The following is a 17,536-nucleotide window of genomic DNA, read 5'->3' on the forward strand; positions in this document are numbered from 1 at the left end:
AAGGTAACCAAAACATCTGTTTGCATTTGTTAGTAAAATGTCTACATAAAGAAGCATAAAAGGGGGAGCATGAATGGCCGATCAAATCGATTTGTTCGAATCCGCTGTTCAGCCGACAGCCGGCTCGGCGAATTCTGGATACGACGCTGACGACATTCAAGTGCTCGAAGGGCTTGTCGCGGTACGCAAACGTCCAGGGATGTATATCGGCAGTACGAGCTCGTCGGGACTTCATCATTTGGTATGGGAGATCGTGGACAACGCCGTTGACGAGCATTTGGCGAAGTTCTGTTCTAAAATCGATATTTCATTGAACAAGGACGGATCGGTAACTGTATTCGATAACGGGCGGGGCATCCCTACGAGCATTCACAAGACCGGAATTCCGACGCCGCAGGTCGTCTTCACCATTCTGCACGCCGGCGGCAAATTCGGCGGGTCGGGCTACAAGAAATCGGGCGGATTGCACGGCGTTGGGGCTTCGGTAACGAATGCGCTGTCCGAGTGGCTGGTGGTTGAAATTTATCGGGAAGGCAAAATCCACCGCCAGCGCTTTGAGTACTGGGTTGATGAGAAGGGGATAGAGCATGTCGGGGAGCCGGTTACCGGCCTGGAAGTCATCGGCAACACAAACCGGACTGGAACGAAGGTAACGTTCAAGCCGGATATTCGCGTGTTTCCGAGCGGGATCGGGCTGAACTACGATACGCTGGCCGAGCGTTTGCAGGAAATTGCCTTTCTGAACTCCGGGCTCAAGGTTACGCTGAAGGACGAGCGCTCCGATCGGGCGGACGAATTTTACTATGAGGGTGGAGCGAGCCAGTTCGTCCAATTTCTGAACGAAGGCAAGGAAGTGCTTCACGACGTGATTCACTTCTATGCGGAGAAAGAGGATGTCGAGGTTGAGGTTGCTCTACAGTATAACGCAGGCTATACCGAGACGCTGGCCTCGTTTGTCAACTCGATTCCTACCCGCGGGGGAGGGACGCATGAAACGGGATTCAAGACGGCCTATACGCGGGTGATGAACGATTATGCCCGCAAGAATGGCCTGCTGAAGGAGAAGGATAAGAATCTGGAAGGAGCGGATTTGCGCGAAGGGATGATGGCGGTCATCAGCGTCAAGATGGCAGAGGTCGAGTTCGTCGGGCAGACGAAGGATCAGCTTGGCAGCGCTTCGGCTAGAAGCACGGTAGATGCCGTTGTGTCGGAGAATATGGCGCTATTCCTTGAAGAGAATCCTCAAGTGGCCCAGCTGCTCATCAAGAAGGCGGTGCAAGCCTCCAAAGCCCGCGAGGCGGCCCGCAAAGCAAGGGACGAAATGCGCACAGGGAAAAAGCGCAGCGAGAGCTCCAACCTTGGCGGCAAGCTGACTCCGGCGCAGTCGAAGGATTTCACCCGCAACGAGCTGTTCATCGTAGAGGGCGACTCAGCGGGCGGCTCCGCCAAGCAGGGCCGGGATTCGAAGACCCAGGCGATTCTGCCGCTCAAGGGGAAGCCGATGAACCCGGAGAAGGCGAAGCTCGCCGACATCTTGAAGAACGACGAGTATCGCTACATCATCTCGGCGATCGGCGCCGGCATCGGCACGGAATTTGCGCTGGAGGACAGCAATTATTCCAAGATCATTATTATGACGGATGCGGACACGGACGGCGCGCACATTCAGGTGCTGCTGCTCACCTTCTTCTACCGCTATATGAAGCCGCTGATCGATGCGGGACGGGTGTATATCGCCCAGCCTCCGCTCTATAAAATCACGCGAAAATCCGGGAAGCTGGAAACAGTGAGATATGCCTGGAACGAAGAACAGCTGCAAAATTACTTGAAGGAATTCGGCAAAAACTTTGAATTGCAGCGGTATAAAGGACTTGGAGAGATGAACCCTGACCAGCTGTGGGAAACGACGATGAACCCGGAGACGCGCACGCTGCTCCAGGTGCAGATCGAGGACGCTACGAAGGCGGAGCGCCGCGTGTCCACGTTGATGGGCGATAAGGTCGATCCGCGGAAGCGCTGGATCGTGGAGAATGTAGATTTCACGGAGTATGAGGAATAGAGGGTGACTTGATTTGAGCTTATTGGAGAACTTTTTGCCGGCCTATCTGGAGGAAGTCGTTGGTGACCGGTTTGGCCGGTATTCCAAATATATCATTCAGGATCGCGCCATTCCCGATGTGCGCGACGGCCTGAAGCCCGTTCAGAGACGGATCCTGTACGCGATGTACGATTCGGGGAACACCCCGGACAAGCCGTATCGCAAATCCGCGAAAACGGTGGGAGACGTAATGGGGAATTATCATCCGCATGGCGACTCTTCGATTTATGAAGGGATGGTGCGGATGGCCCAGCCCTGGAAGATGGGGCATGTGCTTATCGACGGCCATGGGAACTGGGGCTCCCAGGATGATGACCCGGCGGCGGCGATGCGTTATACCGAGGCCAGATTATCGCCGATCGCCATGGAACTCCTCCGCGACATCGACAAGCGGACCGTTCCGTTCAAGGATAATTTCGACAATACGGCGATGGAGCCTGTCGTGCTCCCTTCGCGGTATCCGAATCTGCTTGTCAACGGGGTAAGCGGGATCTCGGCCGGCTTTGCCACCGAAATCCCGCCTCATAATTTGCGCGAGGTCATCGATGCTTGCATTGCGGTTATGGAGAAGCCGGGCATGAGCCTGGAGGAGATCCGCGCCTATGTGAAGGGGCCGGACTTTCCAACCAGCGGCATCATCATGGGCGAAGAAGGGATCAAAGATGCCTACGAGACCGGCCGGGGCCGCATATATATCCGCGCGAAGACAGAAATCGAGTCACTGCGGGGCGGGAAGCAGCAGATCGTGATTACGGAAATTCCATACCAGGTCGTTAAATCCCGGCTGGTTACCGCTATGGAGAACATTCGCCTGGAAAAGAAGGTGGATGGCATTGCCGAGGTGCGTGACGAGAGCGGCCGCGAAGGGCTGCGGATCGTTGTGGAGCTGCGGAAGGATGCGGATGCCCAGGGGATTTTGGCTTATTTGCTGAAGAAAACCGATCTGCAGGTAACGTATAATTTCAATATGGTAGCGATCGTCAATAAGGCGCCTCGCCAGTTGGGCTTGAAGGCGATTCTTGAAGCTTATATCGCGCATCAGCGCGAGGTCGTGACTTACCGGACGCAATATGAGCTGGAAAAAGCGGAGGATCGGGCCCATGTTCTCGAAGGCCTCGTTAAGGCACTGAACATTCTGGATGAGGTGATTGCCGCGATCAAGGCCTCCAAGAACCGGCAGGATGCCCAGAACAACCTGCAGTGGATGTTCGGATTTACGGAGCGGCAGGCCGATTCGATTCTTACTTTGCAATTGTACCGGCTGACGAACTTGGAAATTACGTCCCTGGAGAAGGAATTGAACGATCTGAACAAGAAAATCGCCACATTGCGGGGAATTCTAGAGAGCGACAAGAAGCTGGTTGCTGTAATCAAGAAGGAACTGCTTGAAATCCGGGATAAATACGGCATCGACCGCCGTTCGGAGATTCAGGGCGAGGTCGAGGAAATCAAGGTTAACCTTGAGGTGATGGTCGCACAGGAGGATGTGCTCGTAACGCTGTCCCATGAGGGCTACATCAAACGTACGAGCATGCTGTCCTTTACCCGCTCCGGCGGAGAGCTGGATGGCTCCGGCGTGAAGGAAGGCGACTACATGAAGCATATCCTTGAGGTGGATACGCTGCAAAATGTGCTGATCTTTACACAGCGAGGGCAATATTTCGTCTTGCCCGTACACCAAATTCCCGAATTCAAGTGGAAGGATAACGGGACGGCGATCGTTAACGTCATTGCTCTGTCCAAGGAGGATCGCATCGTCGGTGTGATTCCGACCAAAAGCTTTGAGGAACCGGATACGAGCCTCGTATTTGTTACGAAGCGCGGACAGGTGAAGCGGACGATGCTGAAGGATTACGAGACGAAGCGCTCTGGAGCGGTCGCAGCTGCGAAGGTTGCGGATGGGGATGAAATCATTCAGGTGCAGCTGAGTCGGAATCATGGAGAAATCCTGCTGCTCACGAAGGATGGCATGGCGATCCGCTTTGCCGAGAATGAAGTTAATCCGATGGGACGCGTGGCTTCCGGTGTCAAAGGCATCGGTCTTAAGGAGGGCGACGAGGTAGTCGGGGCGCTTTGGGTGGAAGGCGAGGAAGGCGAAATTCTGGTCGTCTCCGACCTGGGATACGCTAAGCGAAGCCTGCTGCTGGATTATCCGCTGCAGAGCCGCGGCGGACGCGGTGTGCAGACGTTCGAGTTCAAGGAAGGCAAACGCGTGAAGCCGAACGGCAGCCGGATCGTGGGCGGCTTCCATTGCAAGGAAGCGCTGAATATCGTGGCCATGACGAAGCAGGGCGAGTCTTATGCGTTTAATTCGGAAGCGGCCCCGCTGGACGACCGCAAGTCGATCGGTAAGGGATTAGCCCCCGTTGGCAAAGGGGATGAAATCACTGATCTATTGATCATACCTCAGCGTAATGAAGAGGCTTAGCAAGCGATTCCCACACAGTTAAGCTGAAGCAGGCCCTCCTCCATGAAGGATTCATGGGGGAGGTTTTTTTTTGATGAGAGGATAGGAGGAAGGCAGCTAAAGCTGGGGTTATTGTTCAAGTCTGTTTATTCATTTTACTTGAGTGGACCATTTTCATGTGGCGTGCAAATTGGAAGATAAGTGCTGTACAAAGGCTTGAATTGCCGTATCCATGTATGTATCTTTGCGGTATACGATGCCGACGCTCCGATGGGGAGAGGGTTCGGCAATGGGAATGCTGATCAGTCGTGAATCCCGAAGTGTGGCCGTGTAGGATTTGGGAACGACCGATAAGCCTACATGATGGGCTACCATCTGGCACTGGGATTCCATCGTGGACAATTCGATGACAGGACTAAGCTGTATGCCGATTTCAGCACAGGCTGAATCCAGCATTTGGCGGGCCAGAAACTTTGGAGGAAATAAGACGAGAGGCGATAGGGCCAGCTCATGCAGCTTAATGCTGCTCGATTCCGCCAACGGATGGTCGATGGGGACGATCACGACCAGCTCTTCTTTATACAGCGGAAGACTGACAAGCTGCTCGTCCTTCAGCGGCAGGAATACGACCCCGAGATCCAGTTGTCCGCTAAGCAGCCGGTCCCTCGTCTCTTCGGTTGCCAGTTCAACGACGGACAGTTCAATTCCGGGGAATTGGCGGTGAAAGGATATGATGGACTGAATGAGCAAATGATTGCCCGAGCATCCGATTCTCAATCTCCCCCGCCTTAGGCCAGCGAGTTCCCCGATGACCAGCTTGGCTTGATCCAATTCACGGAATATCCGGCGGGCATGCTCCAGCAGGACGCTGCCGGCCTGCGTTAGATGAATTTTCTTCCCTGAACGATGGAACAGCGGCGTACCCAGCTGATCTTCCAGCAAGCGGATTTGGTGACTTAGCGTCGGCTGGGAGATCCCCAAATTCTCTGCGGCTTTTGTAAAATGCAGCTCCTCGCTTACGGCAATGAAATATTCCAGCAGACGATGCTCCATAGTTTCCCCTCCTATCATAGATATGATCTATGATTATAGTAGATTATATTATTCAGAAAATTTATATAAATCAAGGGTTTGTTAGTGTTTATTTTGCAAGTTGGAGGACTGGGATAGAGAAATTAGCCGTTTTTTGGCGACATCCGATAACATTGTAATAATACTACGGAGCTTTTATCCCTTAGTTGATGTATAATTATTGAAATGTTTCCGATTTTCTCTGAGTGGTAGCTGGTTGAAAATCTAAGAATGAGTGAGAACACATGAGAAATCAATAATTATAGCGGGAGGACAGCCAGTATGCCCAATAATCCTCAAATGTTTAAAGGGACTAGCGAAGAAGCGAGTTATGTGAGAAATAAACTTATTGAATATAACGCAATGCATGTGCCAAATGGGATCTATGAAGAAGTCAATCTGTGTCTGAAGAATGATAACGGAGACATTATTGCAGGTCTTGTCGGCGCGATATGTTGGAATTGGATGGAGATTGATATTCTGTGGGTTGAAGAGAAGCATCGTAAACTAGGGCTTGGTAAAAGACTTTTACATGAAGCTGAAAAAATAGCGAAATTAAAAGAGTGTGCATTTATTAAATTGAATACATTTAGCTTTCAAGCTCCTGAATTTTATAAAAAATATGGTTATCAGGAAATGGCAGTGATTGAGAACGCTCCACTTGGAAGCAATCATTATTACTTCAAAAAGGATTTGAAATAATAAGTAAGTACTTTGAGGATGGCATTCACCTCGTTTAACTTTCATGAAGCAGAAAGGGGGGGAACTATGAATAACATACAGGCTGTTATTTTTGATCTGGATAATACGATCTTAGATAGAAAAAGCACATTTAATAGATTTGTTATTTCTTTTGTGCGGAGATATTTTCAGCATCTGGAAGATACTGAGCATATCATGAATAGGATCATATATTTAGATCAAGATGGCTATAAAGATAAGGATGAATTGTTTTCTGAGCTATTGGAAGAGCTTCCGTGGGCTATGAAGCCTGGGATAACGGAATTGTTGGACTATTATAGGGTCAATTATGTGGCAAATGCATCACTTATGGAATATGCCTACGAAACCATTACATATGCTCGCCAAAAGTACAAGCTTGGATTAATAACAAATGGCAGAAACGCAATTCAATATGGGAAAATAGATCAACTAGGAATCAGGCATGATTTTGATCTGATCATTGTGTCTGAGGAGGCAGGAATAAAGAAACCGAATGTCAAAATATTTGAAATGGCCATCGAGAAATTTGATTTGAGACCGGAGCAATGCTTATATATTGGTGACCATCCAATAAACGATATTGAGGGGGCCGGCAGGGCAGGAATGGAGACGATCTGGTTTGAGGTTAATCAGCCTTGGAGAGAAGAAGTGAAGATCAGTCCTAAACATACAATTAAACATCTAAGAGAGTTAGTGGGGATACTCTAGGAAGAGGCAGATTTGGATAACATTCTGGTACGTTTGGAGGATTAAGATGGCTGCATTTGATGCTTTTACAAAGAAAAGGATGGAAAAGATATTAAAGAATTATATTGACGCAAAAATCCCTGAGCATCTTAAGGATGAGTATAAAATTATTTATAAGTTCAGGGGGAAACACAGTTACTCTCCTACAAGATCGTCCATCATTTATGCCCGGGCAACGCGTTGAATTGCCAATAGCCCAGTTCCGTTTGGAAGAAAATAAGTGGAAGGTCTATTGGAAAGACAGTAAAGATCGATGGCATTTCGTTGAAGATATAAAGCCAAATGATGATTTTGAACAACAATTAATGATGCTTGAAAGGGAAGAGTTTAGTTATTTTTGGATGTAGTTTAGGAAGGCAATGTATCAGTCAATACTGTATTCAAAGCTGCAGGGCTATCGCCCTTTGTTTGTCCGATGCATCATCATGGAAGAAGAGGGTTAATTGTTTTTTTCGCGCATCTGATCCGCATTATCGCTTTCTTTGAGGCTGTCGAACAATATTATATTGCACTTCACTTATTATGATTTTGCATATAAGAATTTAAAGAAGCATTGAAGCATCCGCATAGGATGCTTTTTCTCTCTGAGCCACAGAGTTTTCTGTTCTTCTGAAGCCGAAATTAAAAAGTAATATTTGATTTTTTTATATTTGAAAGGTGGTTAGGTTCCTTGAAAAGGGGTCCTCGCGACTTGCCATAAAGTATCGAATTCTCTCTAGAACAAAAAAGCAAGCTATTCAGCAGGGATTCTAATATCCCTAGTTTATTATTATAGATGATGACTATGATCATGATTGATATCATATTATTGATCAATGATCGGATGAACGTTATAGTAAGGATAGAGTTATTAATCGAGAGGACGTGTAGTATGGAGAGCTTGCACATTGAAATTAGTCAAAATTTGAAGCAGAAGCCGGATCAGGATGCCTTAGGCTTTGGGCAATATTTTAGCGATCATATGCTGACCATGGAATATTCCCTTGAAGCCGGGTGGCATGATCTTAAAATCGTCCCATACGGTCCAATTGCCCTTGATCCTTCGGCGATGGTATTCCATTACGGGCAAGAAGTGTTCGAAGGGATGAAAGCTTATCGCACAGCCGCAGGGGAACTGGTGCTGTTCCGTCCGGATATGAACCTGAAGCGGCTCAATGAGTCTTGCAAGCGGCTTAGCATTCCGCCGGTGGAGGCTTCCACTTTGCTGCAAGCGATCACGGAGCTTGTCAAAATCGATGCTTCGTGGATTCCATCGGGAGAAGAAAATGCATTATACATTCGTCCGTTTATTATCGCCACTGAGCCATGCCTTGGCGTACGAGCTTCCCATATGTATAAGCTGATCGTCATTCTTTCGCCAGTTGGCTCCTATTATCCGGAGGGCATTCACCCGGTGAGCATTTATGTCGAGCAGCGCTACGTCCGGGCATTCCGCGGCGGTACCGGGGCAGCTAAGACGGCAAGCAATTATGCAGCCAGCATCAAGGCCCAGGAGGACGCGAAGATTGCGGGATATTCACAGGTGCTTTGGCTCGATGGAGTGGAGAGCAGGTATGTCGAGGAAGTTGGAAGCATGAACGTCTTTTTCAAGGTTGGTGGAGAGGTTGTTACGCCAGCGCTGTCGGGAAGCATTCTGGCTGGGGTAACCCGCGATTCCGTCATCGCTCTGCTGAAAGCCTGGGGCGTGCCTGTTAATGAGCGCAAGGTATCGATCGAGGAATTGGTCGAAGCGCATAAGCAGGGACTTCTCGAGGAAGCTTTCGGAACGGGCACGGCTGCTGTCATCTCGCCAATTGGCAGCATGAAGTGGGGAGAGCTGGAGCTGACCATTGCTGGCGGCAAAACCGGAGAATTGTCGAAGAAGCTGTATGATACAATTACCGGGATTCAGCGTGGAGAGCTGGACGATCCGTTAGGATGGAGATATCCGATTAAATAATCAAATACAGATTTTTTATAATAGCAATGATCATGTAGGCCAGCTGAGCAATCGGCTGGTTTTTTGTTTTTATCGTTGGAGCATGGGAAGATAAGGGGGAGGAAGCTGTGAGAGAGGCTTGAGATCAATGGAAAAACCGTACGGAAGCAACCAAAGCGAACAATTAATGGATTTTACTGGAATGCGGGAGGATTTTCAGCAAGACATGGCGAATTTAATTAAAGACATTAAGAAAAGCGTTCATCGAAGCACATTCTCAGCAGACAGACCGCATTAAGGGGAAGCTTTTCTTGCGATTATAATTTTTTAACTTACATAGGAACGAAATATTAAGCTCACATAAATACAGGCAATTGCAGCCTGGCTAGAGATGTATCTGTAAATTAAGCTGCAAGCATGGGCAGGGACCAGTGTAAGCCATGCAGTCAGGCGGATAGGGGGATATTATGCACACGGAGGAATTCGGTAAGTTACTTAACAAAATTGTGAAGGACTATCAGAGCCACCTGGAAGAGGAGCTTGCGCCTACATTGACAACGTCGCAGTTATCGGTGCTAGAAGTGTTGGAGCAGAATGGCCAGCTAAAGCCGTCCGATCTGATCCCGTTTCTAGCAACGACCCCGGCGGCGGTAACGATGCTTCTGGACCGGATGGAAAAGGCCGAGCTTATACGCCGGGACCGGGACGAGGAAGACCGGCGGATCGTCTGGGTCTCTATTACGGAGAAGGGGAAGGCGGAGGCTGACCGGGGGATTTCGATTCGCCACGAGTATTTGGATACCGTGCTCAGCCGCATTTCCACGCATAATCAGCAGCTGCTCGTCTATTTGCTGGGCAAAATTTCAGGGACGAAATAGTATTTCCAATAAGAGACGTGTGATCCTTATACGTGAGGGTCATGCGTCTTCGTTGTTTATATTGGGCAGAGTTATGAATCAGTTTATCTAATAGGGGAAGGTAGGGGCATCATGACTGGGTCAATTGGAGATTATTTGGTACGAGCAAACCTAGACGATATTTAAAGGGGACCGGGACCGGCGAATAGCTGCTGTTAGCCTAGTGCGAGGTAGATGATCACGTGATGGTAATCTGAAGGAAGACGAAAAGAAATATATACGAGTTGACATCCGAATTCGAGGTGCTTTAGGACGATGATTAGTGACCTACTCTAACTTGAGTCCCAGTTTTGCGAAAGTGTTAAAAAATTCGACGTAATGTGCTAATAACAAACAATTTACTACTATTGAGGAAAAATAAGTCATTCACTATAATTGATCTAGATATCTCTCTTTCTCCATAGCTCCTCCACGTATCAACAACTTCTTTCTCTTTCTTGCTTTTATCGCAAACATTTACACTATAAGCGTATTTTAGATTTCGAAATTTGTTTTATCAAACATAGTAATAGGTTGTAGGAGATGAATGCAGTTAGTCCTTACTAGTTTGCTAAAAGTTGGGCCAAACGATGTGCAGAAAGTAAGGGGATAGTTGGCTCCAAACAAAAGCATTCTGTATGATTGACTAATACTCTAAAGAATTTAAGGAGTCGAGGAAAAAATGAAAAAAATATTGTCATTTATTGTAACTTTTACTTTGTTAACAGTAATTACTTCACAAGTATATGGTGCTACATATAACTATCATTATGATCCAAATGGTAGATTAACCCAAATAGAATCAACGACTGGCCGTTACTATTATGAGTACGATCCCAATGGTAATTTGATAAAAAAGGAAGTAAAAGATCCTTTAGGCTTTGGAGTGCTAGATTCCCCGGCAACTGACAAAATTTATACTAATACAGTTACTGTAAGAGGATGGTATTTAGATAAAGCTGGAGTAGAGAGTATTAAAGTGCATGTAAACAATGTATTAATAGGTACGGCAATCTATGGTGAAAACAGAGAAGATGTATATGCCGCGTATCCTAACTTCAATAATCATAATGCTGGATTCTATTACAATTTAGAGCTGCCAAAAGAAAATAAAAATTACACCTTAAAAGTTATAATTAGAAATAATAAAGGGGAAGAAACAGTTTTTACTAAATCTTTTGCTCAGATTGTTTTGCAACCCAGAGGAGAGATTAACTATCCACTAGAAAATGGAATAGTACCCTATTATATAAATGCAAAATTTGTTCCTTTTAGAATTTCTTGTTCCAAGCGGCGGCTATGTGTTAGCTGAAGAGCACGCGGCCTCTGAAATTGGTTCGCCAACCTCCACAGTCCCATCGGTTACCTCAAGTGTCTATGATGAGTTATTCACTAATTTGTCTGCTTCTCTAGATCCGGAAGAGATAATCACCATATCCTCTGTTGTAGAACGCTTCTTAGTTGATCGCTCTTGGGTCACAGCAGAATTAGTGAAAGGATACAAGCTCAGTGATATTTATCAAGGCCTTCTGTTTCAAGAAAAAGGCGGGGAATACCAAATCTATATGGATCGGCTGTATCCCGATCTCCCACTGGATCCTCTCACAGCCTTTAACAAGCAGTCCCTGGCAGTGACAAGTGCAGTTTATGATGATTTGGCTCCAGACATCGAAGTCCAAGAGGTATACCCGATTTCTGTTACGGAAAATGTTTATAGCCGTTTGATGCAGGCCGCGGCATCAGGGACGGGATACGATGATGTGGCTCTAAAGCGTCAGCCGCTTCGTTTTGATCAAGCACCGTATGTGTCGGTTCAGTGCAAGATCAAATTTCCACCGTTGACGGATCATTACAAATCAAGGTAACCGACTTATTTGTTAAAGGTGCAAACGGGATGGATTTTGCGCTGACCCGTGTCTATGACAGTACGATGGGCAAGGATCGGACGTATGTGGCATCGGGGTATAAAAATAGAACCGAAATCACGAAGGAAGAGGAACGCTTTCACTTAGGAAAAGGTTGGAGATGGGATCTCCCTTATCTGAAAACCGAAGCCGGGGTTGATTATTTAACCATTCCAGATGTAGGAACCTATGCGCTTGAAAACAATAAACTGCAAGGTTATCCATGGAATAATTACGATTTCGGTCCGGTTCGGGAGAGTAGATTGGAGCAACTGAGGAACGAATTTGGGATATCGCAAGCCGAGTACGAACTCAGGGATTATACGGGAGGCACCACAACGTTTTTCTCTTATCATGGTGAACCATTGCTGATTACTAACCGATTTGGCAATTACATCAGTTTTTCCTGGGGGAGTAGCGGGAGCCTAGGGAAAACACTAGACTTTGTGTTTGTCTCCGCCGGAAATGGGGAACTCGGACATTATTTGATTTTTAAATATGATAACCAGCAGGTGAAAGTGACGGCTTATGGAGAGGCGGGAAGCGAGGAGTCGGTTACCTACAAAAAAAGATCTGTAACATCATATAACCGGACTCAAGAAGTGTTGACAGAAGTCATCGATGCTCAAGGTCGGTCAACCAAATTTGATTATGGTATTTGGAACAGTACTTTGTTTAATATGGTTCGAGGTTATGAAAATTTGACCGGCACCGATCGAATGATCTACTGGGGATGGAATGACTGGGTGCAGCTCACCTCCATTGAGCATCCGACGAAAGCAATTACTCAGTATGGCTTTGACGGCTTAGTTATGCGGAAGCTGGGGGAATACGCCGCACAGCAAGAACCAAGGTACAATAGCCGGAAAGTGTTTTACAGCACAGAAAGCCAAACGGTTGGCACGGAATTAAAGCTATCCTATAACGGGGATATTGGAGAAAGCTACGGAACGACCCGTAATTACTCGGTTATTGTAAATGATGGATTAGCAAATACCACTTTCAACTATACCAAAGCGCATTACGGCAACATGGTACCGGAAGTTCTCTACAAAAGGAGCGCCGATAGAATCTCTCTAAACGGCAGCTTACGGGAGACTACTTACTAAACCTATAACGAAGCTAGACGATCGGCTGTACCGATACGTATTGAAGAAAGGAAGTCTTCGGGATCCTCCAGTTCATCGAGAGTAACGAGTACTGAATATGATAATGACTACGGATTGATTATGTCCCAGACGGATCCTCAAGGGGTAACGACGCGATTCCAATATAATTATTATAACGCGCATATGGTAATGCAGTGGCTTCCGATAAGAGTCACTGTCCCTGTAAGTACTACAAACAGTTTGATAACAAAATATACTTATAACCAAAATACGGCGACTTTAACTGAAGCCACCGTAGAGGATAACACGGGGAAATTATTTTCAAAGGTGAACTATGAGTACGATACTTACTCTAATCCGACTACCGTTCGTATAAAGGGAGATACCGTAGATACAGTAATAAAAATGCAATATGGTTACCGGTCGATGCTCCCGACCCGACAAGATGTCAATGTAACAGGAGTAGATGGTACCATATCTACCATTTCCGTTCAAGCAGCATATAATCTGCGGGGAGAGATTACAAGGTATGTCGATGGCAATGGAAATGCTACAGTAGCTACCTATGATGCCATAGGACGGCCTACGACGGAGACGAATCCGGACGGAAGTGTCACTACGATTAAATATGATGATCTTTTAAACAAGGTTAGTGTAACGGATCCTCGCGGTAATGTGAGAACGTATGAGTACGATCCGCTGGGAAGGCTGGTTCGTGAAGTCGATGTCCGAGGTGTAACCTCTTATACGCTAGATGAATACGGTCGACTAGTGGCAAAAAGAGATCCAGCAGGGGACACAACATTTTATTCATATGATGCCAACAGTCGGGTGCTCACGGAGAATGACGGTACCAGTCAAATTCAGTATATTTACAATGACGGGAACCGAACATTGACTACTGTGGACGGGGAGAACAACCAGATTCGGGAAACCTACGACGTCATGGGACGTTTGCTTCGTCAAGAGGAATTGAAAGCCACGGGGAATGTGCCCCTGGTCAGTCGTACCTATGATTATATGGGAAATGTAACGAGTTCTACGGATGCCAACGGCAATGTGACAGCATTTACGTACGATCCGATATCACGGCTAATCGTAGTTAAAGATGCCGAAGGGAAGACGACCAGTTATAGCTATAACATGACTGGGGACATGATCAAGTTAACGTATGGTGATGGCAAATCGCTATTCAAGAGCTATGATGAAATTGGCCGTCTGCTGAAACAAACCGATCCGCTGGGACAGACGGAGACGTACACTTACGATCGTAATAGTAATGTTGTTAAGTACATTGATCGGAAGGGTCAAATCCATTCATATCAATACAATAATCGTGATTTTCTGATTCGGGATCAGACGAGTGATGAAACGATCAACTATACGTACGATAGTATGGGAAATCGTCTGACGATGAAGGACGCTACGGGGACAACCAGCTATGCTTATGCCTCTACCGGGGAGCTAATTAGCCTCACCTATCCAGATGGGGCCAAACTGACGATGAATTACGACAGCCGGGGATTGCGAACCAGCCAAACCTTTACCTTGGGCAGCTATACTCTGACATCAAAAACCACCTATCAAGGCGCAAGGGCGCTTCCACAAAAGCTGCAGGTGATAAGTAGTGGAGGAGCGGAAATTGCTAATTTAGCTTATTCCTACCGGAAAAACAACAGCTTGGCTCAAACGACAACCGGAACGGGACTAGCGGCAACCTACTCCTACACTGGGCTTAATTTAACGGGACTTACAACGACTCATAACGGGGCAAAGCTTAAGCAATATACCTACGGCTATGACAATAATCGGAACATTACAAGTCAAAATGATAGTGGTACAAGCTTTGGCTACACGTACGATGCACTCAATCGGATCAAGACCTCAACTCAATTTAATGAAACCTACACCTATGACCAGAGGGATAACCGGAGAAGCCTGACAAGTAATCGTGTACCGGAAATCCCAACTACTGCGTCGTACCAGTACGACACTAGAAATCGGTTAAAGGCCGTGACGGAAGACGGTACGAGTATTACCTATAGCTATAATGGCGACGGGCTGATGGTCGGGCGTACAAAAGGAAATCAATCAACAAGATACTATTATGATGATCGTGGCCTGCTTGTTGCGGAAGGAACGGTAGGTTCTGGAACGGTGACCATTACTTACGGCTATGTATTTGATTCGACCAGAAAACTGGTAGGACGCCAAGCGGCGGGTGAATCAAAGCTACAATACTATGTAACCAACGGTCATGGGGATGTTACAGAGCTTCGTGACGCATCAGGGAACTTACTGAACAGCTACAGTTACGACATCTGGGGTAATCCGATAACCGTACAGGAAACTGTACCGAACTCACTGCGGTATGCAGGGGAGTACTGGGATGCGGATACAAAACTACAATACCTCCGCGCGAGGTGGTATGATCCGGCGACGGCGCGGTTTATTGGGGAGGATACGTATGAGGGCGAGCTTACGAATCCGCTGAGTTTGAATCTTTATGCGTATGTGCATAATAACCCATTGATTTATGTGGATCCAAGTGGGCATGCAATTAGTAGAAACGATGCGGAGACACTTCTTGCAATAGCTGGAGCGGAAGGGGGGAATCAGATGTATGGTGGGTAATTAGGAGTTATTTGGGTACCGAAGCAAAGTATGATGTACGAAACTTAGTTGATGATAATAATAGATTTAAGTATTTATTCAATATGGCAACAGGTAACCATTACATTGAAAGTGAAAATACACCTGAAAATGCATCATGGGCAAAAGGAGAATTGTTAGAGATATTTGAGCGTAATGCACAAATAGAGGAATCGGTTAAAACTTAGTAATTGGGATGGTAGGAGGAAGATCTAGTAAAGTATCTAAAAATGGAATACGTGGTAAATCGACTAGCAGTACAACCAAGGGTTGGATTAAACGTTCTACTTATAAAGAGATTGGTGAATTACTTGGAAAAAGAGCACAACAAAAGTTTTCTAATGCAATGAAAAAAGGTATCGTAGATGCAGAAGGAATGAATGGTATAAAAATATTAAGTGGAAAAGGAATCAAAGTAGGGAAATCATACTACAAGTATGAAGTTAAGGTAAAAGGGGATTTTGGTGCATATCGAGCTTTAGGAAATTACGATAAATCATCAGGGCATTATATTTTTGATGTGTTTGAAAAAATTCATAAATAGGATGGGGGAAATATGAATAACCACTTTGATATTAATTTTATTAAGTACTGGATGAATGAAACTGAGGCTGAAAAGAGAGCAATTGAATGTTTTTGGAAGAATCTCTTTCTCTACAATAAGGAGGATCCTGAGGAATTTGAAAGGAACTTTCCCGAGTATAACCCTTCTTTTTTAGAGGTAAACATTCAAACGGTTTCAATTGTATTTGAAAATTATCCAGATTTAGACTACAATCACGTTTTAATTTCCATCCCTATAAGATATCAGGAGAAAAGTAAGGGTATTTATAAAATTCTATTTACTTTTGATGGTAAGGTAGAAGATGATTATTTTATTATTGACTAGCATTCCCTCTAATCATTGTCTAAATGTTTTATAGGGTTTCCCGAATAACTTTAGTGGAACTGGGCTGCATTTATGCAGCCTATTTTTCATAGTTTTTACATTATTGCTACTTAAATTTATACACGTATGTTAAGTGACGAAGCTATTTTTTACTAGTTCAGATTTCATATATCTTTCTTTAGATGCTTCATGGAAAATTAGAAGTATTTTAGATCAAAAAGCAGAGTCATTCGTTCTAGATAAAGATAATAATTATTTTAAATATCTATACAATATGGCTACGGGGCATCATTATGAAGAGACCACTACTGGACAAAGGGATTGGGCAAGAAAAAGATTAGGAAAAATTATTAAGCAAAGTGCTGCTATACAAGATGCAACAGAAAGCGTTTTTTCGGGCCTATAGATAAAATAAAAAAAGAAAAAAGCTTAATAAAATCAGAAGCGCGTTTAATTAAAGCAGCGGAACAAATGGGGAAAAACCCCAAAATACAAAAAGAAGCAGATGAACTAGTAGCAAAATTTTTACAAGGAAATGTTAATCCAGGTATAGAAACCAAAAATTTAACGAGAGATATCAGTTATTTGAGAGGAAAAGAGGGGGCAAGAGTATTTTATAGAATCAGAAGCGATCAGATGCAAATTTTAGCAAAGGCAAATAAAGCTAACGAGCAGGCAGTTATAGATATTCTATATAAAATTTATGGTAAATAAGGAGCTAATATGAGAGTATTAAATATCAGTTACCCAACTCCATTATCTGAAATCCTTAATAAGGATAATGATAATATCGATGTGTTTATTGAACTAGAAGATGGCTCGAAGATAACTCTAGTAGTAAGTACACCAGAAAATCTAATAAGCCAGATGAATAAAGAAAATGTGAACTATTTAACAGCCCCTCAACCAGAGATTATAGTCAAATCATTAACTCATGAGAATATAAAAAGGGCGATAGAAGAATGTGTAGATGAAGATGCATTTTGGTTGAAATTATTATTTGTAGCTAGCACCGATAAAAGTGTAATTAATATGGATAAAGTTAACCAGTATATCAAACAATTAAATAATTTATAAAAAATAAGAAATCATCAAATCTTGCTAAACATAAGAACCACATAA

General features: G+C 45.1%; 19 protein-coding genes. 18 read left to right on the forward strand and 1 reads right to left on the reverse strand.

The annotated features are described in order from the left end of the window. Window positions 1–73: 73 nt before the first annotated feature. Window positions 74–2,059 carry a DNA topoisomerase IV subunit B gene (gene parE / locus BN2762_RS15590; protein ID WP_055107843.1) on the forward strand — a complete coding sequence of 662 codons (1,986 nt, stop codon included), beginning with the start codon at window positions 74–76 and terminating at the stop codon, window positions 2,057–2,059. 13 nt (window positions 2,060–2,072) lie between these two features. Further along, window positions 2,073–4,526 carry a DNA gyrase subunit A gene (gyrA, locus tag BN2762_RS15595; RefSeq protein ID WP_055107844.1) on the forward strand — a complete coding sequence of 818 codons (2,454 nt, stop codon included), beginning with the start codon at window positions 2,073–2,075 and terminating at the stop codon, window positions 4,524–4,526. 153 nt (window positions 4,527–4,679) lie between these two features. On the opposite strand, the gene BN2762_RS15600 is transcribed toward gyrA, so the two are convergent. Then, a complete protein-coding gene (locus BN2762_RS15600; RefSeq protein ID WP_055107845.1) occupies window positions 4,680–5,558 on the reverse strand; it encodes a LysR family transcriptional regulator in 879 nt (292 codons plus the stop codon). A gap of 300 nt (window positions 5,559–5,858) precedes the next feature. Here BN2762_RS15600 and BN2762_RS15605 point away from each other — a divergent pair, with 300 nt between their 5' ends. The 16 genes from BN2762_RS15605 to BN2762_RS15670 all read left to right on the forward strand — a co-directional run bounded on the left by BN2762_RS15605 (window position 5,859) and on the right by BN2762_RS15670 (window position 17,491). Further along, entirely contained in the window at window positions 5,859–6,278 is a 420-nt protein-coding gene (locus BN2762_RS15605; protein ID WP_055107846.1) for a GNAT family N-acetyltransferase, read from the forward strand. Window positions 6,279–6,344: 66 nt separating this feature from the next. Next, window positions 6,345–7,007 carry an HAD family hydrolase gene (locus tag BN2762_RS15610; RefSeq protein WP_055107847.1) on the forward strand — a complete coding sequence of 221 codons (663 nt, stop codon included), beginning with the start codon at window positions 6,345–6,347 and terminating at the stop codon, window positions 7,005–7,007. A 46-nt stretch (window positions 7,008–7,053) separates the two neighbouring features. Further along, entirely contained in the window at window positions 7,054–7,230 is a 177-nt protein-coding gene (locus BN2762_RS28405; RefSeq protein WP_454187948.1) for a DUF3024 domain-containing protein, read from the forward strand. Further along, on the forward strand, window positions 7,148–7,393 hold the full coding sequence (locus tag BN2762_RS15615) for a DUF3024 domain-containing protein (RefSeq protein WP_454188331.1): 246 nt from the start codon (window positions 7,148–7,150) through the stop codon (window positions 7,391–7,393). The genes BN2762_RS28405 and BN2762_RS15615 overlap by 83 nt, the downstream gene beginning before the upstream one ends. 524 nt (window positions 7,394–7,917) lie before the next feature. Continuing rightward, complete coding sequence (locus tag BN2762_RS15620) at window positions 7,918–8,985, forward strand: branched-chain amino acid aminotransferase (protein ID WP_055107848.1); 1,068 nt, start codon at window positions 7,918–7,920, stop codon at window positions 8,983–8,985. Window positions 8,986–9,431: 446 nt separating this feature from the next. Further along, on the forward strand, window positions 9,432–9,842 hold the full coding sequence (locus BN2762_RS15625) for a MarR family winged helix-turn-helix transcriptional regulator (protein ID WP_055107849.1): 411 nt from the start codon (window positions 9,432–9,434) through the stop codon (window positions 9,840–9,842). A 700-nt stretch (window positions 9,843–10,542) separates the two neighbouring features. After that, window positions 10,543–11,172, forward strand: a complete 630-nt coding sequence (locus BN2762_RS15630) for an RHS repeat domain-containing protein (protein ID WP_055107850.1) — start codon at window positions 10,543–10,545, stop codon at window positions 11,170–11,172. Then, on the forward strand, window positions 11,114–11,725 hold the full coding sequence (locus BN2762_RS15635; protein WP_222861085.1) for a hypothetical protein: 612 nt from the start codon (window positions 11,114–11,116) through the stop codon (window positions 11,723–11,725). The genes BN2762_RS15630 and BN2762_RS15635 overlap by 59 nt, the downstream gene beginning before the upstream one ends. After that, window positions 11,677–12,873: a hypothetical protein gene (locus BN2762_RS15640; RefSeq protein ID WP_148499948.1), complete on the forward strand. Its 1,197-nt coding sequence runs from the start codon at window positions 11,677–11,679 to the stop codon at window positions 12,871–12,873. The genes BN2762_RS15635 and BN2762_RS15640 overlap by 49 nt, the downstream gene beginning before the upstream one ends. 240 nt (window positions 12,874–13,113) lie before the next feature. Beyond that, window positions 13,114–15,507, forward strand: a complete 2,394-nt coding sequence (locus tag BN2762_RS15645) for an RHS repeat-associated core domain-containing protein (RefSeq protein WP_055107853.1) — start codon at window positions 13,114–13,116, stop codon at window positions 15,505–15,507. Window positions 15,508–15,518: 11 nt separating this feature from the next. Continuing rightward, entirely contained in the window at window positions 15,519–15,713 is a 195-nt protein-coding gene (locus tag BN2762_RS15650) for a hypothetical protein (RefSeq protein WP_055107854.1), read from the forward strand. An 8-nt stretch (window positions 15,714–15,721) separates the two neighbouring features. After that, window positions 15,722–16,069, forward strand: coding sequence for a hypothetical protein (locus BN2762_RS15655; RefSeq protein ID WP_055107855.1), 348 nt, complete (start codon window positions 15,722–15,724; stop codon window positions 16,067–16,069). A gap of 12 nt (window positions 16,070–16,081) precedes the next feature. After that, complete coding sequence (locus BN2762_RS15660) at window positions 16,082–16,414, forward strand: hypothetical protein (RefSeq protein WP_055107856.1); 333 nt, start codon at window positions 16,082–16,084, stop codon at window positions 16,412–16,414. Window positions 16,415–16,547: 133 nt separating this feature from the next. Further along, a complete protein-coding gene (locus BN2762_RS27790) occupies window positions 16,548–16,820 on the forward strand; it encodes a hypothetical protein (protein ID WP_222861086.1) in 273 nt (90 codons plus the stop codon). 65 nt (window positions 16,821–16,885) lie between these two features. Next, on the forward strand, window positions 16,886–17,128 hold the full coding sequence (locus tag BN2762_RS15665) for a hypothetical protein (protein WP_055107857.1): 243 nt from the start codon (window positions 16,886–16,888) through the stop codon (window positions 17,126–17,128). Between the two features lie 9 nt (window positions 17,129–17,137). After that, entirely contained in the window at window positions 17,138–17,491 is a 354-nt protein-coding gene (locus tag BN2762_RS15670; RefSeq protein WP_055107858.1) for a hypothetical protein, read from the forward strand. Window positions 17,492–17,536 lie beyond the last annotated feature (45 nt).

This window comes from Paenibacillus ihumii, from assembly GCF_001403875.1.
Lineage (GTDB): Bacteria > Bacillota > Bacilli > Paenibacillales > Paenibacillaceae > Fontibacillus > Fontibacillus ihumii.

What these genes read in the sequence shown, in the direction of transcription:
- BN2762_RS15670 (WP_055107858.1), top strand. Translation starts at nt 17,138, where the DNA reads ATGAGAGTATTAAATATCAGTTACCCAACTCCATTATCTGAAATCCTT.
- BN2762_RS15610 (WP_055107847.1), top strand. Translation starts at nt 6,345, where the DNA reads ATGAATAACATACAGGCTGTTATTTTTGATCTGGATAATACGATCTTA.
- BN2762_RS15605 (WP_055107846.1), top strand. Translation starts at nt 5,859, where the DNA reads ATGCCCAATAATCCTCAAATGTTTAAAGGGACTAGCGAAGAAGCGAGT.
- BN2762_RS15655 (WP_055107855.1), top strand. Translation starts at nt 15,722, where the DNA reads ATGGTAGGAGGAAGATCTAGTAAAGTATCTAAAAATGGAATACGTGGT.
- BN2762_RS15600 (WP_055107845.1), bottom strand. Translation starts at nt 5,558, where the DNA reads ATGGAGCATCGTCTGCTGGAATATTTCATTGCCGTAAGCGAGGAGCTG.
- BN2762_RS15620 (WP_055107848.1), top strand. Translation starts at nt 7,918, where the DNA reads ATGGAGAGCTTGCACATTGAAATTAGTCAAAATTTGAAGCAGAAGCCG.
- parE (WP_055107843.1), top strand. Translation starts at nt 74, where the DNA reads ATGGCCGATCAAATCGATTTGTTCGAATCCGCTGTTCAGCCGACAGCC.
- BN2762_RS28405 (WP_454187948.1), top strand. Translation starts at nt 7,054, where the DNA reads ATGGCTGCATTTGATGCTTTTACAAAGAAAAGGATGGAAAAGATATTA.
- BN2762_RS15625 (WP_055107849.1), top strand. Translation starts at nt 9,432, where the DNA reads ATGCACACGGAGGAATTCGGTAAGTTACTTAACAAAATTGTGAAGGAC.
- BN2762_RS15630 (WP_055107850.1), top strand. Translation starts at nt 10,543, where the DNA reads ATGAAAAAAATATTGTCATTTATTGTAACTTTTACTTTGTTAACAGTA.
- BN2762_RS15665 (WP_055107857.1), top strand. Translation starts at nt 16,886, where the DNA reads ATGGGGAAAAACCCCAAAATACAAAAAGAAGCAGATGAACTAGTAGCA.
- BN2762_RS15660 (WP_055107856.1), top strand. Translation starts at nt 16,082, where the DNA reads ATGAATAACCACTTTGATATTAATTTTATTAAGTACTGGATGAATGAA.
- BN2762_RS15635 (WP_222861085.1), top strand. Translation starts at nt 11,114, where the DNA reads ATGCAAAATTTGTTCCTTTTAGAATTTCTTGTTCCAAGCGGCGGCTAT.